The 26301-nt window shown below is 65.3% G+C and carries 22 protein-coding genes and 5 tRNA genes; 17 read left to right on the top strand and 10 right to left on the bottom strand.

All coding sequences use genetic code 11. From position 1 onward, the window contains the following. Positions 1–59 precede the first annotated feature (59 nt). From acnA to BSZ40_RS03220, 4 genes are all read left to right on the top strand, one after another. Positions 60–2741 carry an aconitate hydratase AcnA gene (acnA, locus tag BSZ40_RS03235; protein ID WP_073823232.1) on the top strand — a complete coding sequence of 894 codons (2682 nt, stop codon included), beginning with the start codon at positions 60–62 and terminating at the stop codon, positions 2739–2741. Positions 2742–2846: 105 nt separating this feature from the next. Then, the gene (locus BSZ40_RS03230) at positions 2847–3710 is read left to right on the top strand and encodes an ABC transporter ATP-binding protein (protein WP_073823230.1); all 864 of its coding nucleotides are present in this window, start codon (positions 2847–2849) and stop codon (positions 3708–3710) included. After that, complete coding sequence (locus BSZ40_RS03225; RefSeq protein WP_073823228.1) at positions 3707–4561, top strand: ABC transporter permease; 855 nt, start codon at positions 3707–3709, stop codon at positions 4559–4561. Before BSZ40_RS03230 ends, BSZ40_RS03225 begins: the two co-directional genes overlap by 4 nt. Further along, complete coding sequence (locus BSZ40_RS03220; RefSeq protein WP_073823226.1) at positions 4558–4788, top strand: helix-turn-helix transcriptional regulator; 231 nt, start codon at positions 4558–4560, stop codon at positions 4786–4788. The genes BSZ40_RS03225 and BSZ40_RS03220 overlap by 4 nt, the downstream gene beginning before the upstream one ends. Positions 4789–4839: 51 nt before the next feature. Here BSZ40_RS03220 and BSZ40_RS03215 read toward each other — a convergent pair whose 3' ends face one another. Next, positions 4840–5571, bottom strand: coding sequence for a winged helix-turn-helix transcriptional regulator (locus BSZ40_RS03215; protein WP_073823224.1), 732 nt, complete (start codon positions 5569–5571; stop codon positions 4840–4842). A 54-nt stretch (positions 5572–5625) separates the two neighbouring features. Here BSZ40_RS03215 and BSZ40_RS03210 point away from each other — a divergent pair, with 54 nt between their 5' ends. Next, the gene (locus BSZ40_RS03210; RefSeq protein WP_222842734.1) at positions 5626–6327 is read left to right on the top strand and encodes a maleylpyruvate isomerase family mycothiol-dependent enzyme; all 702 of its coding nucleotides are present in this window, start codon (positions 5626–5628) and stop codon (positions 6325–6327) included. Between the two features lie 98 nt (positions 6328–6425). Here BSZ40_RS03210 and BSZ40_RS03205 read toward each other — a convergent pair whose 3' ends face one another. The 3 genes from BSZ40_RS03205 to BSZ40_RS03195 all read right to left on the bottom strand — a co-directional run bounded on the left by BSZ40_RS03205 (position 6426) and on the right by BSZ40_RS03195 (position 10417). After that, on the bottom strand, positions 6426–7313 hold the full coding sequence (locus BSZ40_RS03205) for a hypothetical protein (protein WP_073823222.1): 888 nt from the start codon (positions 7311–7313) through the stop codon (positions 6426–6428). A 139-nt stretch (positions 7314–7452) separates the two neighbouring features. Further along, complete coding sequence (locus BSZ40_RS03200) at positions 7453–8301, bottom strand: MerR family transcriptional regulator (protein WP_084542578.1); 849 nt, start codon at positions 8299–8301, stop codon at positions 7453–7455. 124 nt (positions 8302–8425) lie between these two features. Beyond that, positions 8426–10417 carry an alpha/beta hydrolase family protein gene (locus tag BSZ40_RS03195; RefSeq protein ID WP_073823220.1) on the bottom strand — a complete coding sequence of 664 codons (1992 nt, stop codon included), beginning with the start codon at positions 10415–10417 and terminating at the stop codon, positions 8426–8428. Positions 10418–10557: 140 nt separating this feature from the next. Here BSZ40_RS03195 and dxs point away from each other — a divergent pair, with 140 nt between their 5' ends. From dxs to BSZ40_RS03170, 5 genes are all read left to right on the top strand, one after another. Then, positions 10558–12441 carry a 1-deoxy-D-xylulose-5-phosphate synthase gene (gene dxs / locus BSZ40_RS03190; RefSeq protein WP_073823218.1) on the top strand — a complete coding sequence of 628 codons (1884 nt, stop codon included), beginning with the start codon at positions 10558–10560 and terminating at the stop codon, positions 12439–12441. A gap of 184 nt (positions 12442–12625) precedes the next feature. After that, positions 12626–14716, top strand: a complete 2091-nt coding sequence (locus tag BSZ40_RS03185) for a pyruvate formate lyase family protein (protein ID WP_073823216.1) — start codon at positions 12626–12628, stop codon at positions 14714–14716. Between the two features lie 28 nt (positions 14717–14744). Further along, on the top strand, positions 14745–14996 hold the full coding sequence (grcA2, locus tag BSZ40_RS03180; protein ID WP_073823214.1) for an autonomous glycyl radical cofactor GrcA2: 252 nt from the start codon (positions 14745–14747) through the stop codon (positions 14994–14996). A 116-nt stretch (positions 14997–15112) separates the two neighbouring features. Beyond that, positions 15113–15946 (top strand): pyruvate formate-lyase-activating protein, encoded by an 834-nt coding sequence (gene pflA / locus BSZ40_RS03175; RefSeq protein WP_425425637.1) that lies wholly within the window; start codon positions 15113–15115, stop codon positions 15944–15946. Between the two features lie 27 nt (positions 15947–15973). Then, positions 15974–16705 (top strand): hypothetical protein, encoded by a 732-nt coding sequence (locus BSZ40_RS03170; protein ID WP_143180862.1) that lies wholly within the window; start codon positions 15974–15976, stop codon positions 16703–16705. On the opposite strand, the gene BSZ40_RS03165 is transcribed toward BSZ40_RS03170, so the two are convergent. The 3 genes from BSZ40_RS03165 to glgX all read right to left on the bottom strand — a co-directional run bounded on the left by BSZ40_RS03165 (position 16702) and on the right by glgX (position 20717). Then, positions 16702–17967, bottom strand: a complete 1266-nt coding sequence (locus tag BSZ40_RS03165; RefSeq protein WP_084542576.1) for an HRDC domain-containing protein — start codon at positions 17965–17967, stop codon at positions 16702–16704. The genes BSZ40_RS03170 and BSZ40_RS03165 overlap by 4 nt on opposite strands. Positions 17968–17988: 21 nt before the next feature. Next, complete coding sequence (locus BSZ40_RS03160) at positions 17989–18534, bottom strand: DUF3000 family protein (protein ID WP_073823206.1); 546 nt, start codon at positions 18532–18534, stop codon at positions 17989–17991. A 74-nt stretch (positions 18535–18608) separates the two neighbouring features. After that, the gene (gene glgX, locus BSZ40_RS03155; RefSeq protein WP_073823204.1) at positions 18609–20717 is read right to left on the bottom strand and encodes a glycogen debranching protein GlgX; all 2109 of its coding nucleotides are present in this window, start codon (positions 20715–20717) and stop codon (positions 18609–18611) included. 116 nt (positions 20718–20833) lie between these two features. Here glgX and BSZ40_RS03150 point away from each other — a divergent pair, with 116 nt between their 5' ends. Continuing rightward, positions 20834–22075, top strand: a complete 1242-nt coding sequence (locus tag BSZ40_RS03150) for a carboxylate--amine ligase (RefSeq protein ID WP_073823202.1) — start codon at positions 20834–20836, stop codon at positions 22073–22075. Positions 22076–22084: 9 nt separating this feature from the next. Then, a complete protein-coding gene (locus BSZ40_RS03145) occupies positions 22085–23113 on the top strand; it encodes a lipid II:glycine glycyltransferase FemX (protein WP_073823199.1) in 1029 nt (342 codons plus the stop codon). A gap of 143 nt (positions 23114–23256) precedes the next feature. On the opposite strand, the gene BSZ40_RS03140 is transcribed toward BSZ40_RS03145, so the two are convergent. Both BSZ40_RS03140 and BSZ40_RS03135 read right to left on the bottom strand, forming a co-directional pair. After that, positions 23257–23327, bottom strand: a tRNA-Cys gene (locus tag BSZ40_RS03140). 17 nt (positions 23328–23344) lie between these two features. After that, a tRNA-Gly gene (locus BSZ40_RS03135) sits at positions 23345–23420 on the bottom strand. A 97-nt stretch (positions 23421–23517) separates the two neighbouring features. Here BSZ40_RS03135 and BSZ40_RS03130 point away from each other — a divergent pair. Then, a tRNA-Val gene (locus BSZ40_RS03130) sits at positions 23518–23589 on the top strand. A gap of 301 nt (positions 23590–23890) precedes the next feature. Here the strand turns inward: BSZ40_RS03130 and BSZ40_RS03125 are convergent. Further along, positions 23891–24448: an NADPH-dependent FMN reductase gene (locus BSZ40_RS03125; RefSeq protein ID WP_073823197.1), complete on the bottom strand. Its 558-nt coding sequence runs from the start codon at positions 24446–24448 to the stop codon at positions 23891–23893. A gap of 525 nt (positions 24449–24973) precedes the next feature. Between BSZ40_RS03125 and BSZ40_RS03120 the strand changes: the two genes are divergently transcribed. From BSZ40_RS03120 to BSZ40_RS03105, 4 genes are all read left to right on the top strand, one after another. Further along, on the top strand, positions 24974–25204 hold the full coding sequence (locus BSZ40_RS03120; RefSeq protein WP_124850882.1) for a hypothetical protein: 231 nt from the start codon (positions 24974–24976) through the stop codon (positions 25202–25204). A gap of 217 nt (positions 25205–25421) precedes the next feature. After that, positions 25422–25494 (top strand) — tRNA-Gly (locus BSZ40_RS03115). Between the two features lies 1 nt (position 25495). Next, positions 25496–25567: transfer RNA gene (locus tag BSZ40_RS03110), tRNA-Val, on the top strand. 52 nt (positions 25568–25619) lie between these two features. After that, positions 25620–26222 (top strand): hypothetical protein, encoded by a 603-nt coding sequence (locus BSZ40_RS03105; RefSeq protein ID WP_073823193.1) that lies wholly within the window; start codon positions 25620–25622, stop codon positions 26220–26222. Positions 26223–26301: the final 79 nt, after the last annotated feature.

The raw sequence follows: 26301 nt of genomic DNA, 5'->3' as shown, positions 1-26301 counted from the left end.
GCGCTCCAACTCTGGTATATATCTCGACATCAAGATATCTCCCTGTGAATAGGAGCGCCGTGAGCACTGTCAACTCCTTCGACGCTCGGGCCACCCTGCCCGTCGGCGACCAGACCTACACCATCTTTCGGCTGGCAGCGGTGCCGGGCCTGGATAAGCTGCCCTACAGCTTGAAGGTGCTCGCGGAAAACCTCCTGCGCACCGAGGACGGCGCCAATGTGACTGCCGCCCACATCCAGGCGCTAGCCAATTGGGATCCCACCGCCGAGCCGGACACCGAAATCCAGTTCACGCCCGCCCGCGTCGTCATGCAGGACTTCACCGGGGTGCCCTGCGTGGTGGACCTGGCCACCATGCGCGAAGCGGTGGCGGAGCTCGGTGGCGACCCGACCCGCATTAACCCGTTAGCGCCCGCGGAGATGGTCATCGACCACTCGGTGCAGATCGACGTGGCCGGCCGCCCGGATGCCTTCCAACGCAACGTGGAGCGCGAGTACGAGCGCAACAACGAGCGCTACCAGTTCCTGCGCTGGGGGCAGGGGGCTTTCGACAACTTCCGGGTAGTGCCGCCCGGCACCGGCATCGTCCACCAGGTCAACATCGAGTACCTGGCCCGCACCGTCTTCGCCAAGACCGAGGCCGACGGCTCCCTGACCGCCTACCCCGACACCTGCGTGGGCACCGACTCCCACACCACCATGGTCAACGGTTTGGGGGTCCTCGGATGGGGAGTCGGGGGCATCGAGGCCGAGGCGGCGATGCTCGGCCAGCCGGTGTCCATGCTGATTCCCCGCGTGGTTGGTTTCAAGCTGACCGGTGAAATTCCGGCCGGGGCCACGGCCACCGACGTCGTGCTCACTATTACCCAGCTGCTACGCCAGCACGGAGTGGTGGGCAAGTTTGTCGAGTTCTACGGCGAGGGCGTGGGGAAGGTGCCGTTGGCCAACCGGGCCACCATCGGCAACATGAGTCCCGAGTTCGGTTCAACGGCGGCGATGTTCCCGATCGACGACATCACGTTGGACTACCTGCGGTTGACCGGCCGCTCCGCGGAGTCCATCGCCCTCGTGGAGGCCTATGCCAAGGAACAGGGGCTGTGGCACGACCCAAGTCGCGAGGTGGCGTACTCGGAGTACCTTGAGCTCGACCTGTCCACGGTCGTCCCCTCGATTGCCGGGCCCAAGCGGCCGCAGGATCGGGTGGAACTGGCCGCGGCGAAGGAAGAGTTCGCCAAGGTCATCGGCACCTACGCCCCGGCCGGGCCGCGCCCGGACGTGCCGCTCACCCTGGCCGACGGCACCGCCACCCGCCTGAACCACGGGGATGTGGCGATCGCGTCGATTACCTCGTGCACCAACACTTCCAATCCGTCGGTGATGCTTGCTGCGGGGCTGTTGGCCCGCAACGCGGTGGCGCGAGGCTTGACGGCTAAACCGTGGGTGAAGACCTCGATGGCGCCTGGCTCCCAGGTGGTGACCGACTACTACGCCAAGGCTGGACTCTGGCCCGCGCTGGAAGCGCTCGGCTTCCACTTGGTGGGGTACGGCTGTGCCACCTGCATCGGCAACTCCGGGCCTTTGCCGCCGGAGGTCTCGGCGGCGGTCAACGAGCATGACCTGGCGGTGGCCGCCGTGCTGTCCGGCAACCGGAACTTCGAGGGGCGGATTAACCCGGACGTGAAGATGAACTACCTGGCCTCCCCGCCGCTTGTGATCGCTTACGCGCTGGCGGGAACGATGGATTTTGACTTCGCCACGGAGCCGTTGGGGCAGGATCCGCAGGGTAACGACGTGTTCCTGGCGGATATTTGGCCCGCGGCCGACCAGGTGCAGCAGGTCATTGACTCCACGCTGGATCGGTCCATGTTTGAAAAGGACTATGCCGACGTCTTTGCGGGGGACGAGCGGTGGCGCGGGCTGGAAACCCCGCAGGGGGAGACCTTCACGTGGGATCCCCAGTCCACCTACGTGCGCCGGCCGCCGTACTTCGAGGACATGCCCGCCCAGCCGACGCCGGTGGAGGACATTGTGGGGGCACGGGTGTTGCTGAAGCTCGGCGACTCGGTGACCACGGACCACATCTCACCGGCAGGCTCCTTTAAGCCGGAGACGCCCGCCGGGCAGTACCTGCTGGCCAACGGGGTGGAGCCGCGCGACTTCAACTCCTACGGTTCACGGCGCGGCAACCACGAGGTGATGATTCGCGGTACTTTTGCCAACATTCGGATCCGCAACGAGATGGTGCCCGGGGTGGAGGGCGGCTTCACCCGCGACTTCACGCAGGCCGCTGCGCCGGTGACGACGGTCTACGACGCCGCGCAGCACTATCTGGCGGCCGGGGTGCCCCTGGTGGTGCTTGGGGGCAAGGAGTACGGTTCCGGTTCGTCGCGCGACTGGGCGGCCAAGGGGACAAGCCTGCTGGGCGTGCGGGCAGTCATCACCGAGAGCTTCGAGCGCATCCACCGCTCCAATTTGATCGGGATGGGGGTGCTGCCCTTGCAGTTCCCAGCGGGCCAGGATCGCGACTCGCTGGGGCTGACCGGGGAGGAGACGTTCGACATTACGGGTATCACCGCCCTTAATGACGGGGTCGTGCCCGCCACCGTCCAGGTGGTGGCGCGTCGGGAGGGGGCCGAGCCGATCGAGTTTGCCGCCGTGGTGCGGATCGATACCCCGGGGGAGGCGGACTACTACCGGCACGGGGGCATCCTGCAGTACGTGCTACGGCAGTTGGCTAACTGATTCCCGGGGGCGGGCGGGCGCGCAGTGCCCGCCCGCCCCTCTCGCCCCAACATGTAGTACATGTGCTATCTTCTGTAGTGTTAGCGATACGGAGAAGGAGGGGGAGTGGGAACTGCACCGGTCATCGACGTGACAGGGCTTAACAAGTCCTACGGCAGCACGCCTGTGTTGCGCGACCTGCATTTGCAGGTGCAACCGGGAGAGGTGCTGGCGCTGCTCGGGCCGAATGGGGCGGGGAAAACCACCCTGATTGAGATAGTGCTCGGCCTAGTGCGGGGCGACAGCGGCTCGGTGCGGCTGCTGGGGGAGGTGCCGGGCCCGCGGGCAGGCCGCGACTGGCAGCGGCAGCTGGGCGTGGTGCTGCAGTTCGGGCATGACCGGGCCAAGTGGCGGGTGGCGGAAATGGTCGCCTGGGTGGCTAGCCACTATCCCCACCCACGCAACGGTGAAGAGCTGTTAGCCCGGTTTGGGCTGTCTGCCCATGCCCGCAAGCCGCTCGGCAAGCTCTCGGGCGGGTTACGGCGCCGCCTCGACCTGGTACTGGCCCTCCTCGGCCGCCCCGGGGTGCTGATCCTGGACGAGCCCACTACCGGCCTGGACCCGGCGGCCAAGCGCGCGGTGCACGACCTGCTGGCCGACGAAGTGGACGCGGGCACCACGATGCTCCTCAGCACCCACGATCTGGCGGAGGCCGAGCGGCTGGCCAGCCGCGTGGCGATCCTGGCGGGCGGGCGCATCGTGGCCGACGGCTCCCCGGCAAGCCTGCGCCACGCCATCGCCTCCACCGTGGAGATCACCTGGCAGGTGCACGGCAAGCATTTCGTCCACGCCACTGACCAAGCCGAAGACTACGTGCGGCAACTGTTGCGCGACTCGGCAGTGACCAACTTAGAAGTCCGCCGCACCACCCTGGAAGATGCCTACCTCCAGCTGGTGGGGGTCGGAGCCGAACAAGGAGCAACGAAATGACACAGCAACTCCGTGCTGCCTGGCGGGCAGGGCGTCGGCAGGCCCGGGCTGAGCTGCGGGTGTACTTTCTCACTCCCGCCTTTGTGGCCACTCTGGCCGCCCCACTCGTGCTGGTGGCGTGTGTGTGGTTCTTCCTGCGGGACAAGGCCTTGGCCGACTCCGTGGTCCAGCTATCGGCCTTCGGACTCGCGGGTTGTCTGGGCGCTATCGGGCTGCTCGGGGCCTTCCAGCTCCTCAGCGAGCAGTGGGCTGAGCGAAACGACGGCACCCTGTTGCGGCTGCGCACCCTGCCGGACGGAGTGGGAGGCTGGGTGACGGGCAAGACCCTGTCGGTGGGGCTCTTTACCGTGTTCACGTTCGCAACGGTGCTGGTCTCCTCCCTGCTGGTCGTGCCCTCCCTCGCGCCCGCGTCCACCGTCCGTCTCCTGGCCCTCCTGGCCACCGGGGTGCTGTCCTTCTTTGTCTTCCTTCCCCTCGGCGTGATCATGGGGTCCTACGTGCGCTCAACTTGGGGCATGCTGTTAACCATGCTTGGGTGCTATTTGTTGTTGGGGCTAACCGGGTCCGTTGTTCCCGTTACCTGGCTTCCCAGTGCCGCACAATGGCTGGCCGCCCTGACCCCGTGCTACTGGACTTCCCACCTGGCCCGCTGGGCCCTGCTGCCCGAGGCCGCCGGGCAGGTGGAACTGGCCGGGCGCTTCCAGCCGCTGGTAGCCCTGGGGGTGCTGGCGTTGTGGGCGATCGTTGGCTACGTGCTGGCGCCGCGGGTGCTGCGCCGCCGCATCGGGCGGGAAACCGCCCACTCCTTGGCGAAGATTCGCAGCAACATCTCCACGCGAGGCTACGCGTGAGCGGAAAGGATGAGCAGCTCTACAACCGGCTGGCGGTGCTGCGCGCCGACCGTGGACTCAGTCGGCGGCAGCTGGCCGACGCCCTCGGCATTCACTACCAGACCATGGGCTATCTGGAGCGCGGTGAGTACGCCCCGTCGCTGCAACTGGCGTTGCGTATCGCCCGCTATTTTGCGGTGCCCGTTGAATCAGTCTTTAGTCTGGAGGAGTTCGCGCCGCTGCAGTAGCGCTCCATGACCCTAGGCAGGGTGGCGGAAGTGCGGGGACAGGGAAGCTAGCTATGCAATTTCTTGGTTGGTTGGTGCGGGGGCCGATGATAGATGGGCGTCCTGGTTGCCTGCGAGATTAGTTGTCGCTATCAGTGCTTCAACGGCGAAACCGCTTCCCGTTACCCGTATATCTTCTAAATCGTCTAGCTTCACCCCGCCTATTAGGCAGGACTTCCAGGCTGCTGTCGTGGCGTGCACTTGGGCAGCGGCGCTGGGCGGTGTTGGTGCTTTCTCAATGAGCGTGTCCTGCCTAGTCATGATTGCCGAGTAAGCAACGGGCTCCGGATCTGGCCTGCGCGAGTCGCACAAGTGCAGATTGACGCGCACAGGTGAGCGCAGGGAGGTGTTGGCGCGGGCGTGGGCGCGCATTGCCAGCACCAGTGCATCTGGGCTCATATCGGCCTCCCAGGGAAAGTTGGGGGAGGCAACCGCCCACATGGAGAGGGCCTTGTTGACAGCTTCTAGGCGCAGCCCCCACGGAGTGAGTTCGTACACCTCGACTTTTGCCGGGGCAGGCAGCGTCGACCGAACAACGATCCCGCGTGATTCCAGGTCCCGCAATCGACGGGACAATAACGTGGGACTGATCCCGAGCACGTCACGTTGCAGCTCGGCAAATCGCTTCGGGCCCAGGAGGAGTTCGCGCACCACAATCAGCGACCAGCGCTCTCCGATGATGTCCAGGGCATGGGCGGCAGCGCAGCCATCGTTGTAGGAGCTGTAGGAGCGTCTTGAGCTCATGCCGCCATGTTACTCCTTGCTACTTGAAGGCAAGTGTGCGCTACAGTTAGTGTAGTGACAACTACTGCATTGAAAGTAGAGGTGCTGGCTGTGTCGCTCTCCAAAACCGAGGTTTGGGCGCTTGTGCACGCCGAACGGCGTCGCCTACTGGAAGACCTCACTACCCTGCGCGACGAGCATTGGAACACTCCGTCACTGTGTCGCAACTGGACGGTGCACGACGTATTAGCACATATCGTCGACACTGCTAAGACAGGAAAACTTGCTTTTATTTGGAGCATGTTGCGTGCGTGCGGAGATTTTGATCGGGCTAATGAGCGCGGTGTGCAACGATGCAAGCGCGGCAATCCGCGCGACACCTTGGCCGACTTTCGGCGAGCGTTAGCCTTAAGAAGAATCCCGACCGCGCACCGAGCGACCCGCCTGGTGGAAGCGATTGTCCACGGAGAGGACATCCGTCGGCCTTTAGGAATCGCAAGTAGCTACCCTAGCGTCGCTGTGCACGAAGCCATCGCCTATCAACTCCGCACCCCGGCAGCGATCGGGGGTAGTCGTGAGCAGGCCGCAGGGTGCCGACTCGTCGATGTAGACACCGGAGAGAGCTGGGGAGAGGGGATGGAAGTGTCTGGCAAGGCCATCGATCTCCTCCTGGCTCTAACGGGTAGGAACCTCGCTCCGCGTCTGCTATCCGGACCGGGGGCGCAGCGTCTGCTTAAAATCGCCGCGGATACGCCGGAGCGGAGTCGCGACACCTGACCACGCCGACGCGGTCAATCGCGACGCATTTACGTTGCCCGGGGTGCCGGGCGAGTGTTCCTGCGTCTGCCTTAGTCGGCAGCAACAGGGGGCGGCGGCTACTGGGGGGAGACATACCGGGCCATTGTTGGCGGCACGTACAGCAGCTGCAGGTCGGGGCGGGCCCGGCCTAGCTCGTGCACCTCGGCCGCGGTCAGGCGCGTGCCCCGGAGAACGAGGCGGGTGAGTCGGCGTCCGGCGGAGGAAGATAACAAGCGGCGAAAGTCGGTGACAGCGGTGTAACGCTCGGCCAGCTCGGCCTCGTCCAGATCCGCCGCATCCGCCAGGCATAGCTCGGCGTAGTCCAGGGTGGTGAGGGCCTCGAAGCGGTCGCTGGCCGCCAGATTGGTGATGAAGTCCGCGTGCGTCAGCCCGGACTGCAGTTGTAAGTGCGTCAGCGGGTGGAGCGGACCGGCGAAGAAGGCCGCGGTGGGGGCGGAGGGAGCCTGCAACACCCGCAGCTGCGGCATCTTGGCTAGCAGCGCCCCCAACGTACCGTCCTCGCAAAACTCATCCGTCGGCCCCGCGACGACACTGGTGTTGTGTGCCGCCGGGTCGGTCAGCTCGACGGCGAACGTGTGCAGACGCGGGAAAGTCACGGGCGCGGCCACCAACCGGGCGAACTGCCAGGCCCGCAACCCGTTGGCCCCCTCGTCGGGCCCGGTAAACCGCAGCGACCGCACGCAGGCGGCCGCCGCGGGACGGGCCAACCACTCCAGGAAGGCAAGGAACGGGTAGTTGCTGTCCTCGTCCGTCGGGTCGGCGGGCGCGAGCGGATCGTCGTCGTAGGCCTCGCCCCAAAAGGTCACGTCCACGCCGTCGGCGGCCAGGGAGAACTCCACCCGCGGCCCGGGGGCGGCAAGAACCTTGGGCTCGGACCCGCAGACCAACCGTTCGTGCTCCGCGAGGCGGCGCTGCAGCGCCAGCAGGCTCTCGACGACGTCCACGCTTCCTCTCCCTCCTGGCGCGGCGCACCAACACTGTGCGCCCGGTTGCTTCCCGCTGCGGGCAGTTTAGAGACCGCGCGGTGGCGGCGTCGCCGCAACGACACCGCCACCGGTTGAAACAGGTTCCGGACCTGGGGCGCTAGGCCCACTGCGCCTGCGCGGGATCGATACCCTGCGCCCGCGCGTTGGCGTTAATGACCTCCACCAGCCAGGCCGCCAACCCGGGTGCCACCTGCTCGTAGTGGGCGGCAAATCGCGGATCGGCCGTGTAACCGCGCGCAATCAGCACCTGCTTGGCGACGGTCACGTCGAACCAGCGCGCCAGTTCCTGCCGGTGCGCCTCCGCCAGGCCGTTCGCCTCCGCCGAACCGGGCACCACGCCGCGGGCGAGCGCGTCGGCCAGGCGCGCCTCCAGCGCGGTCACCTCCTCCTTGGCGCGCCTCCAGTCCGCCGCCGTCATACGCGCCTGGCGGCGCTGGGCCTCCGCCCAATCGGGGGTATTGCCCCAGTGTTGCTCCGCCTCCACCTCGTACTCGGCCGACCAGGCCTCGCCGAACAGGGCGGCCTTCTCCTCCGTGGTCAACGGCGTTTCGCTCATTGTCATCTCCTCTAGCAGGGTGTGGACACATTCCATGAGCGAATGCAGGTGCGCGGCCTTGTCCCGCAATAGCGCTAGCTGCGCTCGCAGGTGCGAGCGGGCGTCGCCCGGGCGTTCCAGCACCTGCCGGATCCGCTCCAGACTCATGCCGGTCTCCCGGTACACCAAAACGTCACGCACCCGATCCACGTCGGCATCGGTATAGATCCGATGCCCCGCCCAGGTTCGTGCTGATGGACTGGCCAGCCCGATGGCATCCCAGTGGTGCAGTGTGCGCACCGTGAGGCCGTATAGGCGGGCCACCTCGCCGCTGGTGTAGGTACGCCCGGACGCAGGCCGCGTTCCATCTGGCGCCTCGACAGGCAGCTGGGGGCCGTGCTTTTCGCTCATGTCCGCTACCCTCCTGCCTCACGTCGCGTCAGGTGCAAGCGCCCAAGCCACCCGCCTGCCTGTGGGGTTAGTCACAGGCGGGCGGGTGGCGGGGCCGGGCGCCTCCCCGTTCAGCCCCATGACGTCACATGTTGACGATGTCTAACCGGTGCGCGTGTTCGACCGGCAGCGCGAATACCTGCTCGTAGAACGATTGCTCGGCGGCGTAGGCCCGACGAATGGATTCAGCTCGCTTAAAGCCATGCCCTTCCCCCTCGAATAGCACCATGGCGGTGGCCAGCCCCGCCTCCGTGCGCAGCGAGAAGAGCAGCTCACTCTGGTTGGGGGGAACGATGGTGTCCGCGGTGCCCTGGAGCAGGAGCAGGGGCACGGCTGCCTGCGTGATGTGCTGCAGTGGCGAACGCTGTGCAAACTCGGCCTGTCCTTCCGCGGTGTCGCCATCCACCCCGCACAGGTCGTCCAAATAACGGGCCTCAAACTTGTGGGTCTCGGCCCGCAACTTGTTCAAATCTGTCACCCCAAACAAGGAGGTGGCGGCGTGGAACACGTCAGTGCCCTCCACGGCCCGCAGGGCGGAATACCCGCCGGCGGACGCCCCGCGCACCGCCACCCGCTGCGGATCTACGAAACCACGGTCGATCACGTGGCGTACCCCGGCAATAATGTCGGCTACATCTACCTCGCCCCAATGGCCGGTCAAGGCCTCCCGGTAGGCCCGCCCGTAGCCCGTCGAGCCGCGATAGTTCACATCCAAGTAGGCGTAGCCGCGCGAGGTCCAATATTGCACCGCGAGGTCCAATCCCGGGCGGGCGGCCGCCGTCGGTCCTCCGTGCACATTAACGATCAGGGGCGGCAACTCGCCCTCCAACCCCACATAGTCGGGGGAGTGGGGCGGGTAAAAGTAGCCGTAGACCGTTGCCCCGTCGGCCGACTGCCAGTCGATGAACTCCGCGCGCGCCAAGAGGTCGGTATCCAGCTTGGCGTCCCCGGAACGCCGCAACACCACGGCCTGGCCATCGACCACCTCGATCACCGCCGGCCGGTCGGTCGGGCTTTCGGCAAGCAGCACTACCCGTCCGTCAGCTACCGCCACGTTGCCCGACGGCTGCCAGCCCAGGTCCCACTCTTCGGCTTGCCCGTTGGCCAAGCGCAAAGTGCCTAACCGCCACAGGCCATCCTTGATCCATGAACACACCAGGTGCTCGGCGTCCAAGAAGTCGTAAGTGTGCAGCCCAAGAATCCACATGGCCACCGAGAAGTCGTACGGTGCCGGGTGCAAGGGGCGGGTGCGGCGAGCCGAAAAATCTTCACCCGCCAGCCCTTCGGTGCGGTAGAAGTTCCAGTAGCCCGACGAGTCGTCGATGTGGATTAAGTCACCGTTAGGAGCCCACCGCGGCTCGATCGCCGAGACCCCCGGTCCGCCAGCCACCAGCGTGCGCTCGCCCACCTGCCCCTCGAACGTAAGCGGGGCAACGTACAGGCGGGTTGCGGACCACGGCATCTCGCCCTGATCCCACTCGATCCAGGCCAAGGCCGTGCCCGCGGGATTCATCTCGGGGGCCGCCACGAAGTCCACCCCATCAACGATCACCCGGATCGCGCTCAACTCCCGCGCGGCGGAACCGTCGAGCGGGATGGCAACCAAATCGTTGACCACCCCGCTAGCGGTGTGGCGCTCGCGCACCGCGTAGACGAGGCCACGCACATTGTCGATCAAGAAGTCGCCGTAGCGGTGCCCCACCGCTGGCGTTAACGGGTGCAAGCGAGTGATGCGCTCCTCGGGCACCAGCTTGTAGACCCGGCCGTCGCCCGCGTGGGAGACAATGATGACGCCCTCACTAACTTGGTAGGCCTTCCCACCGTATTCGTGGATGCGGGTGCGCACATCGACCAGCTGGTCCTCCGGGGTCATCGGGAGCACCTCTTGTACTGTGCCGTCCCCCGACCGGCGTAACAGGATCTGGCGGCCAGCCTGCATCGGCCGGGATTCCACCCAATAGGTGTCGCCGTTGTCCACCCGCACCTGGGACAGCTTGATGCTCCGCGCCGTGATCAGATCCGCGTCGACCGGCGAAGGCCACGTGCCAAATGGGGCGACAGTGGGTGCTGTGCGCATGATTACTCCTTCAGCGAGGTTTTGTCTCATCGTAGTGGCAGGAGCGGGCGCGCGGAGGGGAGGTTTGCCCGCTGTTTTCGGTCTGGTGTCGTCCACCTGCCGTAGGATCAGGGGGTTACCTCGGGAGGATTAAGGACACAATGACCCTGCTCGCATCGCTTCAGCAGCCCGCCGACTTGCGGGGACTAACCAGCGTGGAGCTCACCGCCTTGGCCGCCGAAATACGCCAGAGTCTCGTGGAGAGCGTGTCCAAAACCGGGGGACATTTAGGGCCAAACCTCGGGGTGGTCGAATTGACTATCGCCTTGCACCGGGTTTTCGACTCCCCGCACGACTCCATCATTTTCGACACCGGTCACCAGGCCTATGTGCACAAACTGTTGACCGGGCGGCAGGACTTTTCCCAGCTGCGGCGCGCGGGTGGGCTCTCGGGCTATCCGGCGCGGGATGAATCCCCCCACGACATCGTGGAGAACTCGCACGCCTCCGCCTCGCTGAGTTGGGCTCACGGTGTCGCGCTCGGCTATTCCCGCAGTGGACAGCCCGATCGGCACACCGTGGCCGTCATCGGGGACGGGGCGCTCACGGGGGGCATGGCCTGGGAAGCGTTAAACAATATTGCCGACCATCCAGACCTGCCGCTGGTCATCGTCGTGAACGACAACGGTCGCTCCTATGCGCCCACCATCGGTGGACTAGCCCACCACCTGGACGCCCTGCGCACCAATCCCCATTACGAGCACCTGCTCGATTGGGGCAAGCGCACCCTGCACGCGGTCGGGGCCCCCGGACGTGTGGCCTACGACGCGTTGCACGGACTGAAAAAAGGCATGAAGGACATGCTGGTGCCCGGCGCGCTCTTCGAGGGGTTGGGCATCAAGTACACCGGTCCGGTAGATGGGCACGACATCACGGCCCTAGAGTTCACCCTCGCGCGTGCCAAAGAGTATCGGCGGCCGGTCATCGTGCATGTCATCACCGAAAAGGGACGCGGATATACCCCGGCCGAGGAGGATGTGGCAGACCGTTTTCATGCCGTCGGGGTCATTCACCCCGAGACGGGCCTGCCGGTGACCCCCAGTCGTTTCGGGTGGACCAGCGTCTTTGCCGAAGAGATAGTAGAGATCGCGCGTGCTGACGAGCGAGTGGTGGGGCTGACGGCCGCGATGTTGGCGCCGGTCGGGTTGGCGCCCTTCGCCGCCGAATTTCCCACGCGGGTCATCGACGTGGGGATCGCTGAGCAACACGGGGTCACCGCCGCTGCGGGGCTGGCCTTCACTGGCCAAAAGCCGGTATTCGCCCTCTACGCCACGTTCCTGAATCGCGGCATCGACCAGTTGATCATGGACGCGGCACTGCATCGGGCGGGCATAGTCTTTAGCCTCGACCGGGCCGGGGTCACCGGCGATGATGGTGCCAGCCACAATGGCATCTGGGATATTGCGCTGCTGCGGGGGGTGCCGGGGGTTCACATCTACGCCCCCCGGGACGAGAACTCCTTGCGGCAGGCCTTGCGCCGGGCCGTTGCCCGTACTGACGGTCCCAGCGTGGTGCGCTACCCGAAGGGGGAGTTGCCGCCCAACCTGGCGGCGGTGCGGCACGACGGAAGTTTCGAGGTGCTGTACGAACAGCGGGGGGCCGGGTTGCGTCTCCTCATTGTCGCCATGGGCCCCTTGACACACTACGCGGTGGCTGCCGCCCAACAGCTGGCGGAGGAGGGGGTGGCCGTGACCGTCGTGGATCCGGTGCGGCTGGCCCCCCTGGCCGACGACCTGCGGCAGTTTGCCGCCCAGTTCCCCGCCGTCATCACGGTGGAGGACGGCCTAGTGGAGGGCGGGGCCGGGCAGGCGCTGGCCAGCGCCCTAGCTGGCGGTCCCACCCGGCCGCAGGTCACGTGTGTGGGGGTGCGGCCGGGGTTCCTGGCACACGACACGCGGGCAGCCATCCTGGCCCGCATGGGGATGGACACTGCGGGGCTCGTGCGCACCGCGCGGGCCATGCAGCAGGCAGCGACCGGGACTTAAGTCCACGTGGGACAAACGTCCCGGTCCGCTGGGGTGATTTTTCCCGCGGGCGCGTCAGACGGCCAAAATTGTGGGGCATGCCACGAACTATCGGTGCGGTGGGCCGACACTGATTGCCCGAAGGGCCTAGGCTGGGGGCATCACAGGGCGGCAACAGGCGCTGTCCACTAAGGAGGCATTCATAATGTCGGAAACGACGACCGCTGGTGACCTCACCGAGGCCTGGGAGGGCTTCGTCGACGGGCCATGGCGGGACTCCATCGATGTGCGCGACTTTATCCAGCGTAACTACGCCCCGTACGAGGGGGATGCATCGTTTCTTGCGGGTCCCACGGCGAAGACCACTGGACTGTGGGAGACGCTAGAAAAGCAATACCTATCGGTGGAGCGGGAGCGGCGGGTCTACGACGTAGACACAAAGACCCCGGCAGACATTGACGCCTTCCCGGCTGGTTACATCAGTGGTGACGACGATGTCGTCGTCGGGTTGCAGACCGATGTGCCCCTTAAGCGCGCCATGATGCCTAACGGTGGCTGGCGCATGGTCGAGACCGCCATTCGGGAAGCAGGCAAGGAACCCGACCCCGAAGTCAAGAAGATTTTCACCCAGTACCGCAAGACGCACAACGATTCGGTCTTTGACATCTACACGCCTCGCATCCGCGCGGCGCGTTCCTCCCACATCATTACCGGCCTGCCGGACGCTTACGGTCGCGGCCGCATCATCGGTGACTACCGACGGGTGGCCCTGTACGGGGTGGATGCCCTCATCGCGGCGAAGCAGCGGGACAAGGACCGCTACGCTGACCAGCCGTTCAGCGAGCACTGGGCTCGCTACCGGGAGGAGCACGCCGAGCAGATCAAGGCACTGAAGAAGCTCAAGGTCATGGCGGCTTCGTACGGCTTCGACATTTCCGGCCCCGCCAAGACCGCGCAGGAAGCGGTCCAGTGGACCTACTTCGGCTACCTGGCCTCGATCAAGTCCCAGGATGGGGCGGCCATGAGCATCGGGCGGCTCTCGGGCTTCTTCGACATCTACTTCGAGCGGGACCTGGCGGCCGGCCGCCTGACGGAGGCGGAGGCCCAGGAGATCATCGACCACCTGGTCATCAAGCTGCGGATCGTCCGCTTCCTGCGCACCATCGACTACGACCAGATTTTCTCCGGCGACCCCTACTGGGCCACCTGGTCCGACGGCGGTTTCGGCACCGATGGGCGCACCCTGGTAACCAAGACCTCGTTCCGCCTGCTGCAGACCCTGATCAACCTGGGACCGGCCCCGGAACCGAACATCACGATCTTCTGGGACGAGAACCTGCCCAAGGGCTACAAGGACTTCTGCGCTTTCATCTCGATCGAGACGTCGTCCATCCAGTATGAGGCGGACGAGCAGATCCGCTGCCACTGGGGCGACGACGCCGCCATCGCCTGCTGCGTTTCGCCAATGGAGATCGGCAAGCAGATGCAGTTCTTCGGGGCGCGCGTCAACGCGGCTAAGGCCCTGCTCTACGCCATCAATGGTGGCCGCGACGAGGTTTCCGGCAAGCAGGTCATGGAGGGCTACGAGCCCATTCAGGGAGATGGCCCGCTGGACTTCGACGAGGTGTGGCGTAAGTACGAGGAGATGCTGGACTGGGTGGTCGGCACGTACGTGGAGGCCCTCAACATCATCCACTACTGCCACGACCGTTTCGCCTACGAGGCGATGGAGATGGCGTTGCACGACTCCGAGATCGTGCGCACCATGGGCTGCGGCATTGCGGGCCTATCCATCGTGGCCGACTCCTTGTCCGCCATCAAGTACGCCAAGGTCACCCCGGTGCGGGACGAGACGGGGCTCGTGGTGGACTACGTCACCGAGGGCGACTTCCCGATGTACGGCAACGACGACGACCGGGCCGACGACATCGCCGCCACCGTCGTGCACACCGTCATGGACAAGATCAAGTCCATCCCCATGTACCGGGACGCCATCCCGACCCAGTCGGTGCTGACGATCACCTCCAACGTCGTCTACGGCAAGGCCACCGGGGCCTTCCCCTCCGGACACAAGGCTGGCACCCCGTTTGCTCCCGGCGCTAACCCGGAAAATGGTGCCGACACGCACGGCATGGTCGCCTCCATGCTGAGTGTGGGCAAGCTCGACTACGACGACGCGCTGGACGGCATCTCGCTGACCAACACCATCACCCCCTCCGGCCTGGGACGCACCAAGCAGGAGCAGGTGGAAAACCTCGTGGGCATCCTCGATGCCGGCTTCATTCCCAAAGACTGACCAGCCAGACAACTGCAAGGAGAAAACAATGGCGACCCCCACCTTTGAAGAGCGCCTCGCGAGCATGCGGGCCAAGCGGGCTGAGCGCGGTGGCGTGAAGGGCCTGTACCACGCCAACATCAACGTGCTCAACCGTGACACCCTCTACGACGCGATGGAGAACCCGGAGAAGTACCCCCAGCTGACCATCCGGGTCTCCGGGTACGCCGTCAACTTCGTGCGCCTGACACGCGAGCAGCAGCTCGACGTCATCTCGCGCACCTTCCACGAGGGCATGTGAGTAACCACAGCACCACGCACGGGGCGGGGGAACTGACGGAGACAACCGTCGTCGTCCCCGCCCCGCGCGGTGTCCCTGCCGCCGATGGCACTACCGGGGAATACGCCCCCGCTCCCATCGAACTGGATGTCCCGCGGGTGCGGCCCGCAGGCCGGGGAACCGCAGGCATCGAGCGGGCAGCCGCCCTAAGCCGGGCAGAACATCTGGCGGCGGTGCGGGCGGGCGAAGTCGGCTCGATGCACTCTTGGGAACTGGTTACGGCGGTAGACGGCCCCGGCACCCGCATGACTGTTTTCCTGGCAGGCTGTCCATTGCGGTGCCTGTACTGCCACAACCCTGACACCTGGAAGATGCGTGACGGGGAGGCAGTGACCGCAGAGGAGCTGCTCGGGCGTATCAAGCGCTACCGGCCGATTTTTCGGGCTACCGGTGGGGGCGTGACCTTCTCAGGCGGCGAGCCACTAATGCAGCCCGCCTTCTTAGGGCGCTTGCTGGCCGGGGCCAAAGAAATGGGCATCCACACGACCGTGGATACCTCGGGGTTTCTGGGTGACCACGCCAGCGATGAACTTTTGCGCAATATCGACCTGGTGCTTTTGGATATCAAGGCGGGGGATGACGAGGCCTGTCTGCGCGCCACCAAGCAGCCTCTGGCGCCGACGTTGCGATTCGCCGAGCGATTGGCGCAGCAGGGAATTGAGGTTTGGGTCCGTTTCGTGCTCGTGCCGGGGCTCACCGACGCGCCAGAAAATGTCGAAAAGGTGGCCGACATTGCCGCTTCCATCGCCACCTTGACCCGGGTGGAAGTGTTGCCATTCCACCAGATGGGGCGCGATAAGTGGGACGAGCTGGGGGAGAAGTACGACTTGGAGAACACCAGTCCTCCGAGTAAAGAACAGACAGAGGCGGTGCGGGAGGTATTCCGTCGCCGCGGATTGACCACCTACTAACCGTGGGCTTCGTGGGAGACTGAGGCAGTGAGATTGCAAAGCTTGGGGCGCCTAGCTACGGCTGTGGTGTTGGCGCTGACGTTAGCAAGTTGTGGTGACCAGGCCGCCGAGCCGGTGCCATCCTCCGCCCCCTCCAACGACATGGGGGTCGCTCCGACCGGGGCGCCGCCGCCGGAACACACCGCCGCCCCGCTGACAGTGCCGCCCTCGGATAATCCTGACGGGGAGGACGTCACCTACGAGCCGCTGGAGAAACCCGAATCGGCGATCGCGGTCGGCGGGGGAGCGGTTGGCACCATCGAGTTGCCGGTTGACGGCACCGAGCTGCACACCTCCATGAGCGCGCTTTATGGCTTGGAGGGCAATCTGCTGCACTCGGCTGGCTGCCAGGTGGCGGGCGACGGTGCCCGCCGCGTGGAGGTGCAGTTCGGACCGCTGGTGTTTGCGGGCGAGAGCTACGACGGCAGTGCTCCGCTGCTCTCCGGGTGGCACATCTCCGACAAGTTGCCGCCCGAGTTCTTTCCGCCCGGCGGCGTACAGGTTGGTGACTCGGCCGCTTCCCTGGCCGCCCGGGTCGAGGGGGTGATTCGGGACGACACACCACTGGGTGCTCTGTATGGTCCCGAAGTGTATTGGGTGCCGCGGTACGAGGACGACGAAGAACCTGGGCCGGAGGCGGACGTGCGCTGGCGTGTCACCAACGGCCGGGTGGATGCGATCTTCTATGGCTGGCCTGTCTGCCAGCAGCCGACCCCCTAAGAGTGCGCTGCCTCACCTAAAGCCTGAGCTATTTCCGCAGCGGTTTGGGCGGCCTGCCAGCCGCGGCCCCCGCAGCGACCGATAAGTTCGGCGACCTCGGCGGCGGTGGGGGCGGCGGCCCGGCGGCGGTAGTGCTCGTAGGCGTACCAAGCCACGCGCCGCTGGTCGGCGGGCCGCAGCAGTAGCTCTTGGGGCACGCGCAACTCTTCGGCGCGCCGCAAAACGGTGGCCCGCAAAGCGTCGTACATGTCTGCTGCCAGTGGATCCTTGCGGCGCCACAGCTTGGGGTCGCCGACCGAGCCGGGGCTGGCCGGTCCCCGTTTGGCGGGCAGCTCGTCCGCGGGTAGTTGCCAGGCCCGGTCTAACGCGTCGACGATGAAGTCGAGATTCTCGCGTACTCGGGAGTTGCGGCACGCCTTGAGGGAGAGGACCTCCTCGGCAGTACGTACCTGCTGCTCGGCCATCGCCACTAGGGAGTGGTGCGGGATGATGCGCCCCGGTGTGAGGTCGACCGCACTGGCCAGCTCGTCGCGGGTGGTCCACAATTCCCGCAAGATCGCCAGTCCCCGCGGATCCTTGATGGTATGGGCCTTTGGCACGCTGCGCCACGGATCCAACTTAGCGGGCGTGGGGGGAGCCAGCCGCAGGTGCTCGAACTCTTCCTCTGCCCAGGCCAGTTTCCCCGCCTGCGTGAGTTGTTCGACCTGCCGCTCCCGCAGTTCTATCAGCAGTTCGACATCGAGGGCGGCGTAAGCCAAGTAAGAAGCTGGCAGCGGTCGAATCGACCAGTCAGCAGCTGAATGCTCCTTGGCCAAATGGATAGCGAACTCGTCCTCCAGCAGCGGTCCCAGACCTATCCGCTCGAATCCGAGTAGCCGGGCCGCCAAGGCGGTGTCCCACAGGCGGGATGGGCGCATGCCTTCTAAGGCCAGGCAGGGGAGATCCTGGTCAGCAGCGTGCAGTATCCACTCCGCGTCCAGTAAGGCAGCCTGTACGGGAGCTAGGGAGGGAAAACACGTCGGATCAATGAGGAATGTGCCCGCCCCCTCCCGGCGTACCTGCACCAGGTAGGCCCGTGGATGGTACTTAAAGCCCGCCGCCCGTTCCGTGTCGAGCGCGACGGGACCGGTGGCGGCCGCCAACGCCGCGCAACAAGCGTCTAGCTCGGCGGCGGTGGTGATAATTTCCGGTACCCCGGCGCGCGGGACGTCCAGGGTGACCAAATCCAGGTTGGTGGGGCAGGCGGAAGAAGGATTGCTCATCGGGGGCAATTGTGCCGCAATTTATCGGTGAATGCTTACCACGCCGTCGGGGTCGATGCCGGCCGCCTCGCGGATGACTTCGAGCCAGGCCCACATGTCGCTGGAGATATCGAAGCTGGTGGGCGTCCAAGATGCCCGCAGCTCAATGCGGGTCGAGCCGCCGGAGAGGTGCAGTCCGCCGAAGGTCTCCGACAACACCCGGGTGACGGTGCCGGCGAGGTTTATCGGGGGAGGTTCGCATTCGCCCAGGGCGCCGGTGAGCCACGACCAGGCCACCTCCCCCAAGAGCGGATCTGCGCCAAGTTCGTCATCCAATTTGGCCGAGACCATGGCCACCAGCCGCAGCACCCCCTCCCAGCCCTCTTGGCCGGCGGGGTCGTAGAGCACCACCAGCTTGCCCGAGCCAAGCGGGGCCAACCCGTCGCGCGCCACGGTCTGCGCGCTGACCGCGGCCGTGAAGGGCGCCAGCGTGGCGGGGGCGGGCATCTCCTGCACCGTGAGGGTGGCAGGCACCCTGACATCCCGCAGGGATAACAGGGTGGCACCGAACTGGGTTGGAGCATCCACCCCACCAGGCTACGGATTTCCTCAGGGTTACCTGAGCGGCACGCCGAAGCGGCTGAGAGAAAACTGGAGAAATCCTATGGCAGGGGGCCGACGAGGGTCAGGAAGCTGCGTCCGGGCACCAACACGGTGGCGGTGGCCGGGTAAGTGCCGTTGTCGTCGTCGGCTGCCGTGTTGATTGCCACCTGCCACTGCGGCGCATAGGACGCGTCGGGCAGCGTGAAGTTGATGTCTTCTGCCGCCGCGTTTATCAACAGCAGAATGTGGTCATCAATGATCCGGTTGCCGCGCGTGTCGGGAGATAGAATGCCGCGTCCGTTAAGGAAGACCATCATGGCGCGGGCATAGGACTCGTGCCATTGCTCGTCGGTCATCCGTTGGGCATCCGGCGCGAACCATTCGATATCGCCCAGCTCCGACTCGCCCCCGTGCTCGGGGTCGCCGGCGAAGAAGCGGCGCCGGTGGAGCACTGGGTGCGCGCTACGCAAGGCGATTAACCTGCGCGTGAAGTCCAGGAGCCGCTGCTCGGCGTCGTCCAAGTCCCAATCCATCCAGGTGATCTCGTTGTCCTGGCAGTAGCCGTTGTTGTTCCCACCCTGGGTGCGGGCCAGCTCGTCGCCGTGGCTGAGCATGGGCACCCCCTGAGACAAGAAGAGTGTGGCCAGGAAATTGCGGTGTTGGCGCTCCCGCAGGGCGACCACCGCCGGATCAGCGCTCGGGCCTTCGGCCCCACAGTTCCACGAGCGGTTGTGATTCTCGCCGTCGGCATTGCCTTCGAGGTTGGCTTCATTGTGCTTGTGGTTGTAGGACACGAGGTCCCGCATCGTAAAGCCGTCGTGGGCGGTGATGAAGTTGATCGACGCTACCGGGCGGCGGCCCGAATGGGCGTAAAGGTCGGCCGAACCAGTTAGACGGGAGGCGAACTCTCCCAGCGTGGAGGGCTCTCCCCGCCAGAAGTCGCGCACGGCGTCGCGGTACTTGCCGTTCCACTCGGTCCACAGCGGTGGGAAGCCTCCCACCTGGTAGCCGCCGTCTCCCACATCCCAGGGTTCAGCGATGAGCTTGACCTGCGAGATCAACGGATCTTGCTGGATGATGTCGAAGAAAGCCGACAGGCGGTCTACCTCGTGGAACTGCCGTGCCAACGTGGAAGCCAGGTCGAAACGGAAACCGTCCACATGCATCTCCTCCACCCAGTAGCGCAACGAATCCATGATGAGTTGCAGCACGTGGGGCGAGCGCATGAGCAGCGAGTTGCCAGTGCCCGTGGTGTCGAAGTAGTGGGCTTGGTCCCCGTCCACCAGGCGGTAGTACTGGGCGTTGTCGATGCCGCGGAAGCTCAAAGTCGGGCCCAGGTGGTTGCCCTCGGCGGTGTGGTTGTAGACCACGTCCAAAATGACCTCAATGTCCGCCTCATGGAGGGTCTTGACCATCGCCTTGAACTCCTGCACCTGCTGGCCATCGGTGCCCCAGGCGGCGTAGGCGTTGTGCGGAGCAAAGAAGCCGATCGTGTTGTATCCCCAGTAGTTGGACAGGCCCTTTTCCTGCAGGTGTGGATCTTGCACGAACTGGTGGATGGGCATCAGTTCTAGGGCGGTGACCCCCAGCGACTTCAGGTGATCAATGATGACTGGGTGAGCCAGCCCGGCGTAGGTGCCGCGCAACTCGGGCGGCACCCCGGGATGCTGCATCGTCAGGCCCTTGACGTGGGCCTCGTAGATGACGGTCTCGTGGTACGGATGGCCAGGCGGCCGGTCGTGGCCCCAGTCGAAGTAGGGCGAGGTGACCACGGAATAGAGCGTGTGCCGCAAGGAATCGTCTTGGTTGCGTTGGCTTGGATCGGCAAAGCTGTAGGAATATAGTGACGGATCTGTCCCCACCTGCCCCTTGATGGCCTTGGCGTAGGGATCGAGCAGCAACTTGGAGGGGTCGCACCGGTGCCCGTGGGCGGGTTCGTAGGGTCCGTGCACGCGGTAGCCGTACATCTGCCCGGGCTGAATGCCGGGCAGGTAGGCGTGCCATACTCCCGCATCCACCTCGGTCAAAGTGATGCGTTGCTCCTCCAGCTCCCCAGAGAGCAGACACAGCTCCACCTGGGAGGCCACCGACGAAAAGAGCGCAAAGTTCGTCCCGGTGCCGTCGAACGTTGCGCCCAGGGGATAAGCATTACCGGGCCAGATTTCCATGCCTCCAGATTGCCACCACTTGGCCGTCACTGGGGGAAGTAACGGGAAATTCTCAGCGGATTGGCAGGTTACGCCCAGTAGGATTACGGCGTTGTGTCCCTGCCAAAGGAGAAGAATTGAGCATCACCCGCATTGTGCCAGTCGTGTTAGGTGGGGACGTGGGGGCGTACGCCATCGGTCGTTCATTTCACGAGGCGTTTGGCACCCAAGTGGTGTGCGTGGCCTCGGCCCCCACTGAGGTAATCACCCGCTCACAGATCTTCTCCGTGCACCCGGTGCCGAGCGGGACCCGGGACCAGGCCCTCATCGACGAACTCTTAGAAATCGCCCAGGGGCACCCAGGGGCGCACTGTGTCCTGATGGCCAACACCGACATGCACGTGGATTTGATCACTCGCTACCGGGAGCAGCTGGAGCCCCATTACGTGCTGCCCTTCCCGCCCGCCGACGTCGTGGCCACGGTGTCCGATAAGCAGTCGTTTGCCGAGGTCTGCGATTCCCTTGGCATTAAGACGCCCAAGTCGGTGACCGTGAGTCTGGCTGATCCGGCCGAGGGACAGTGGCAGGCGCCGCCTATTGCTCTTAGCTATCCGGTGGTGGCCAAGACCGCGAAGGGGGCGCCGTACGACGCCGTCGACTTTCCAGGCAAGCGCAAAATCTATTTCTTTGAGACGGCGGCAGAGCTAGCGGAACTGTGGCAGCAACTGCGGCAGGCAGGCTTCCGGGATGACTTCATCGTGCAGGAGTTGATCCCGGGCGATAACTCGGCCATGCGCTCGATCACCGCCTACGTCGATTCGCACGGCGAGGTCACCCTGCTGGGCAGCGCCCACGTCTTGCTGGAGGACCACGCCCCCACGATGGTGGGCAACCCGGTGGCGATGATCACGAAAGAGATGCCGGAGTTGTGGGACGACGCCCGGCGGTTTCTGGAGGCCACTGGCTACCGCGGCTTTGCCAACTTCGATGTCAAGATCGATCCCCGGGACGATACCCCCTATTTCTTTGAGGTCAATCCTCGTATCGGGCGCAACTCCTACTACATGACTGCGGCGGGGCACAATCCGTTGACGGTCATGGTGGCGGATTTGGTGGGTGGGGAAAGGGTGCGGCCGCGTACCGTGACCCGGGAGATTCTCTACTCGCTCATTCCCATCCGGCTGCTCAAGCGCTACTTGCGTGACCCGCGCCTAAAGCGGGAGGTCTCCGCCCTGGCTCGGGCGGGCCGGGTGGTGGATCCGTTGCGCTACCCAGCCGATCGGCCCGCCAGGCGTCGACTCATGGTGGAGCTGCAGCGCCTGAATCATGTCCGCAAGTTCTTGAAGTACTACCCGAAGCCGACGCAGTCGTCGTTCTGAGAGGTCACCATGTCGATTACGGTGCGGCCCCTAGAGCCGCTGGAGTTTAAGCGTGCCCTGGCGGGGGTACGTCCCATCCCGATTGAGCAGTCGGAACACTGGCAGCGCCTGGACGATGCCTCCCCGGACCGGCAGCACTGGGGCCGCTTGGTAGCTGAGGAGGACGGCAAGCCGGTGGCCTACGTCTCGTTTGCGGCGTTCGAGAGCAGGGGGCTGCGCTACCTGTGGGCCCGCTCGGGGCCCATCTGGGTGAAGGAACAGTCGCCGCAGCGCGAGGCGCAGGTGCGCCGGGCCCTAGTGGACCACGTGCGGCGCAGCGACCCGAAGGTTGTCTTTCTGCGTCTGCACGCCCGCTACCGAGCGGAGGATCTGCACGAACCGCTGCAGATCATCACCTACGACCGCACCGTCGTCATTCCGCTGGCCCCCCGCAGCGAAGAAGAGATCCTCGCCACTATGACCAAGGACGGGCAGCGCTCCATCCGCCGGGCGTTGAAGCGCACCGAGGGATTAGGGGCGGAGTTCCGGGAGGACACCGGCTTGACCCGGCAGGAATTCGCCGAGTTTTACGCGGTGCTGCAGGAAACCGCGCAGCGGGATGGGTTCCACTCTCACCCGGCGGAGTATTACTGGCGCATGCTCAGCGCCATCGGCCCGGATAACGCGCGCCTGTTCTCGCTGCGGCTAGACGGGCAGGTGGCCTGCTGGGACCTGGTGCTCGTCAACGACAAGCAGGCGGTGGCGTTCTTCGGGGCCTCCAGCGCGCAGGGCCGCAAGAACATGTGTCCTGACGCCCTGGACTGGCTGGTGTGCCGTCAACTGGCCAGCGAAGGCGTGGAGAGCTTCGACCTCATGGGGATCGATTCGCCCCGGGTGCCGGAGCTGTACAGCGTGGGACGCTACAAACGCAAGTTCACCCACGTGCCCACCGACGTCGACGGCGCCTGGGATGTGGCGGTGCGCCCGCGCCTGTACGCCGGGCTGCAGGCGGCCCTCGCGCTGCGGCGCGGCGTAAAGAGGGTGTTGCGGCGCGCCTGAGTGCTCGGCGCGTGCGGCGGGTCTGGCGCGAGGTGGCCGGGCCCGCCGTGGCCGTTATGCCAGCGGAGTGCGTAGCGGACGTTAGCGCAGGCATGCTGTTGGCGGAAACAAAAAATGCGCAGCCACTGTTGCTGCGCACCCTGAGGTGGGTACGGGATTCGAACCCGTGTATACGGCTTTGCAGGCCGCTGCCTCGCCTCTCGGCCAACCCACCGTTGAGGCTCCTGCCTCTGGAGCGGATGACGGGACTCGAACCCGCGACCCTCACCTTGGCAAGGTGATGCTCTACCAACTGAGCCACATCCGCATGCTCGCTGTTGCGAACGAGGAAGAGCTTAGAGCAAGGCGGCGAGGGAGGCAAATTTGGCATCGGGGGCTGATGTGTTGTACTGTTTCCAACCGCAGGGCGATTGGCGCAGTGGTAGCGCGCTTCGTTCACACCGAAGAGGTCACTGGTTCGAACCCAGTATCGCCCACTGCAGCGGGCCGCCGGAGGGCGGCCCGCTTTTGTGTGTCCCTGCGTCTGCGCCTGGCGCTAGAGCTCTCCAATGCCGGGGGAGCGGCAGGAATGTTGTGCAGACGGGGGTGGGCTCGGTGGATCGTGCCCGGCCCTCCCGCCTGTGGTGCAGCATCTCGCCCTTAATCCGTCATCTCGCCCTTATTTCGGAGTTTTAAGGGCGTGGTGGTTACACCAGGGCGTGATGGCGGACTAAGGGCGAGATGGTTACACGAGAGCGTGATGGTGGACTAAGAAGATGCGCCTATCCGCGCGCCCTCTCAGAGTTGACCGCGGCTCCGCGTGGCCAGGGCCGTCACGACAGCCACCACCCCGTCCTTGATCTCCGGGTTGCTGAGTTCCCCCGCCGCGTCGAGCTGCTGGTAGGCCCGGGCTACCGAGAAGGTCTCCTCGATCACCGTCGCCCCAGCTCGGGTGAGGATGCGCTGGGCATCTGCGATGGAGGAGCGGGCCCCACCCCCACCAGGGCTGGCCCCGACGACGGCGACATTCTTGCCGCGCAGCGGGTTGGTGGCGAAGGGGCGCGAGGCCCAATCGATGACGTTCTTCAACTGCCCGGGCACGGAGCTGTTGTACTCCGGCGTCACGACGAGTACCGCGTCGGCAGCCTCGATTCGAGCCCACAGGGCCTTGACGGCCTGTGGAACCTGCGCCTCGTCGTCCTCGTCAAAGGGCGGGATGCCCTTGAGGTCTTCGAAGATCTCGATCTCGGCCTGTTCGGCGGCTCCTTGCTGGGCGACAAGCGCCAGTTTCCGGTTCACCGAGTCCCGTCGCAAACTCCCCACCAACGCGAGGATCCGAACGCGATTGTCACTCATGTCCACTCCTTTGGTTGAAATTACAATCAAGATAGCCGATGGTTCCAACCTCCGCCGTCAGCCGCACGATCCGCAGCCCATCCGCGTCGTGTCACCCCGGTGGCTCAACGACTGCCCTGGGCAGCCGTCGTCGGTGCGGCCTCGTGCCGACTGTGTGAGCCGGGGCCCAGGCCCGCCCACCTCGAGATTGTCGCCCGCCAGGCGTGGTCGAGGCGACCGCAGAATCGCGACTGCGGGTTTAAGTGGGATTCGGTTACAGGAGCGAGGCTTCGCCGCGCGGGGGATGCTTGGCCACTGCGTCGGCTGTACGCTTCAGGGCTCCTGTTGGTCATCCGTGCTGGCATGGTCGCCCCTGCGGACTTCGTCGGGGGAGGCGTGTCTGGCTCCGCAAGCAAAACCCTGTGATTATCCCTAGGTGGCAGGTGGCGGTAGTGCTCCAGCGGAAGCTACGGTTCGACATCCCCACTCAAGTAGGAGACAGGTTTATTGATCTGGCCGAGCGCGGCACTGTGCGTCCCGTGGGGCATGATTGCAAAATGTGCCGAGTGGGCCTCGCAGTGCAATGACTTGACGTTGCGCGGATATGCGGACACTTCCCGCAAGCGCGTTGTCCTGGAGATCGTGGCCTTCGACTCGCAGGCTTGGGAGGTGCCGGTGCACGACTTCTCGCGTTTTGCCTCCGTCGACCTTCTACCTTGGGGGACGGGTGGGTATGGGGGGACGAGCTGGGGCAAACCTTGGGGCCAACCGCGCTAAGTGATCCGTCCGCGCCCGCACCGTCGGGATTCGATGCGGACCGGGCGGTCCGCCCGCGAAACGATCCCGGCGGCACGGCCGCCTAACGGTGTCTGGCCGCCGTTGCGCCACTTTTCGGCTCTCAACCCCAATGCGATGCGGCTCACGTCGACCAGATTTGGTGCTGGGCGGGGGAGTTGCTATGCTTGCTTCTCGTTGCCGCGGGATGTGGCAGCATGCGGATGTGGCTCAGTTGGTAGAGCATCACCTTGCCAAGGTGAGGGTCGCGGGTTCGAGTCCCGTCATCCGCTCGGGCGATTGGCGCAGCGGGAGCGCGCTTCCCTGACACGGAAGAGGTCACTGGTTCGATCCCAGTATCGCCCACTGGATTTCAGGCGTGCCGCACGGCGCGCCTGCTTTGTTTTTTGGAGGCGGCTTGGGGTTCTGGGAAATCGTCGGTTGGGGCGGCTCTGCCCTCGTGGTGTTAGCCATGATGCAGCGTTCGATCCTGCGCCTGCGCATGCTGGCTTTCGTCGGCGGGGTAGTGTTGGTGATCTACAACGTCGTCATCGCGGTGTGGCCGATGGCGGCCCTCAATACCGCGCTGTGCACCATCCACGTGGTGGCGATGATCGGCCTGGTACGCGAGGCCCGCAGTCAGAAGAATTACCAGGTTGTGGCGCTGGCCCCAGACCACGCCCTGGTGGACTACCTGCGGCAGGTGCACGCCAGCGACATCGCCCGCTTCTTCCCGCGCTCTCATACGCAGGCGGCCACCCACGCCTTCTTGGCTATGCGAGGCGACGCGATCGCCGCCCTGGTGCTGGCGCGCCTGGAGGGCCAGGAGCTGAACCTGACCGTGGACTACGCGCCCGAACGTTTCCGGGATCTCTCGCCCGCTAAAGCCCTGCTCCATGCCGATTCGCCCCTGATGGCCCTGCCCTGGCGCACGTTGGTCACGGCCGACGGCGGGCCCAGCTTCTACGCCCAGCTTGGTTTCACCCGCACCGGGACTCATTTCACGTTCCAGCGCCCCTAGCCCGCTGTCCCGCTGAGCGCGTGGCCATTCGCGGTCGGCCGTATGCGTACGGTGAGTGCCGAAGTAGGAGTGCGCCACA

The organism is Buchananella hordeovulneris (assembly GCF_001907235.1).
GTDB lineage: Bacteria > Actinomycetota > Actinomycetes > Actinomycetales > Actinomycetaceae > Buchananella > Buchananella hordeovulneris.
Note: the sequence above shows the minus strand (reverse complement) of the source record. Positions and strands in the feature narration are given on the sequence as shown.

Bases quoted from the DNA above. Each gene is read 5' to 3' on its own strand.
- BSZ40_RS03185 (WP_073823216.1), top strand. From the start codon at position 12,626: ATGTCGGAAACGACGACCGCTGGTGACCTCACCGAGGCCTGGGAGGGC.
- BSZ40_RS03225 (WP_073823228.1), top strand. From the start codon at position 3,707: ATGACACAGCAACTCCGTGCTGCCTGGCGGGCAGGGCGTCGGCAGGCC.
- BSZ40_RS03120 (WP_124850882.1), top strand. From the start codon at position 24,974: ATGATTGCAAAATGTGCCGAGTGGGCCTCGCAGTGCAATGACTTGACG.
- BSZ40_RS03200 (WP_084542578.1), bottom strand. From the start codon at position 8,301: ATGAGCGAAAAGCACGGCCCCCAGCTGCCTGTCGAGGCGCCAGATGGA.
- dxs (WP_073823218.1), top strand. From the start codon at position 10,558: ATGACCCTGCTCGCATCGCTTCAGCAGCCCGCCGACTTGCGGGGACTA.
- BSZ40_RS03145 (WP_073823199.1), top strand. From the start codon at position 22,085: ATGTCGATTACGGTGCGGCCCCTAGAGCCGCTGGAGTTTAAGCGTGCC.
- BSZ40_RS03125 (WP_073823197.1), bottom strand. From the start codon at position 24,448: ATGAGTGACAATCGCGTTCGGATCCTCGCGTTGGTGGGGAGTTTGCGA.
- BSZ40_RS03195 (WP_073823220.1), bottom strand. From the start codon at position 10,417: ATGCGCACAGCACCCACTGTCGCCCCATTTGGCACGTGGCCTTCGCCG.
- grcA2 (WP_073823214.1), top strand. From the start codon at position 14,745: ATGGCGACCCCCACCTTTGAAGAGCGCCTCGCGAGCATGCGGGCCAAG.
- BSZ40_RS03165 (WP_084542576.1), bottom strand. From the start codon at position 17,967: ATGAGCAATCCTTCTTCCGCCTGCCCCACCAACCTGGATTTGGTCACC.
- glgX (WP_073823204.1), bottom strand. From the start codon at position 20,717: ATGGAAATCTGGCCCGGTAATGCTTATCCCCTGGGCGCAACGTTCGAC.
- BSZ40_RS03215 (WP_073823224.1), bottom strand. From the start codon at position 5,571: ATGAGCTCAAGACGCTCCTACAGCTCCTACAACGATGGCTGCGCTGCC.